Source organism: Allobosea massiliensis (assembly GCF_042655245.1).
Taxonomy (GTDB): domain Bacteria; phylum Pseudomonadota; class Alphaproteobacteria; order Rhizobiales; family Beijerinckiaceae; genus Allobosea; species Allobosea massiliensis.
The window spans coordinates 1-1002 of sequence record NZ_JBHSLU010000110.1 but is presented as its reverse complement, the minus strand read 5'-3'; the positions used below and the strand labels follow the sequence as shown (position 1 = coordinate 1002).

Below are 1002 nucleotides of genomic sequence, written 5' to 3'. Positions count from 1 at the left end.
GGTCGTGTCCCATAGCGTGGTGTAGCTGAGGGTGGTCATCGGCGATTGCCGGTTAGGTTTGGGTTGCGAACGCCAACCCTGAACCGAGAGATCCCCGATGACCGACGAGATGATGAACCTGCGCGGGCTGCTGGAGAAGAGCCCCGACGCCGATCTTTTGCGCGAGATGATCGGCTTTGCCGCGCAACGCCTGATGGAGCTGGAGGTCGGTAGCCTGACCGGCGCCGGCTTCGGCGAGAAGAGCCCGGAGCGCCTGGCGCAGCGCAACGGCTATCGCGATAGGGATTGGGAGACGCGCGCCGGCACGGTCGAACTGCGCATCCCCAAGCTGAGGAAGGGCAGCTACTTCCCCGGCTTCCTCGAGCCGCGCCGGATGGCCGAGAAGGCGCTGACGGCGGTAATCCAGGAGGCCTACATCCAGGGCATCTCGACCCGCTCGGTCGACGATCTGGTCAAGGCGATGGGGATGAGCGGCATCTCCAAGAGCCAAGTGTCGCGGCTCTGCGAGGAGATCGACGAGCGGGTGCAGGCCTTCCTCGACCGGCCGATCGAGGGCGACTGGCCCTATCTCTGGATCGACGCGACCTATGTGAAGGTGCGCCAGGCCGGGCGGATCGTCTCGGTCGCTGTGATCGTCGCGGTCGGCGTCAACGGTGACGGAAGGCGCGAGGTGCTGGGCATGGACATCGGCCCCTCCGAGGCCGAAGTCTTCTGGACCGCATTCCTGCGCAAGCTGGCGCGGCGCGGCCTGCGCGGCGTCAAGCTCGTCGTCTCCGACAGCCATGAGGGCATCAAGGCGGCCGTCTCGAAGGTTCTCACCGCGACCTGGCAACGCTGCCGGGTTCACTTCATGAGGAACGCGCTCGCCCATGCCGGCCGCTCGGGACGCCGCGTCGTCTGCGCCTTCATCGCCACGGCGTTCGCCCAGGACAATGCGGCGGCCGCAAGCCAGCAATGGCGCAGGGTCGCCGACCAACTCAGGCCGACCGTCCCCAAGCTCGC

1 protein-coding gene is annotated in these 1002 nt (G+C 67.1%); it reads left to right on the top strand.

Annotated features, from left to right (window positions below):
* Window positions 1–97: 97 nt before the first annotated feature.
* Window positions 98–1002, top strand: a 905-nt coding sequence (locus ACFPN9_RS26115; RefSeq protein ID WP_377817889.1) for an IS256 family transposase, incomplete at its 3' end; no start/stop codon positions are given.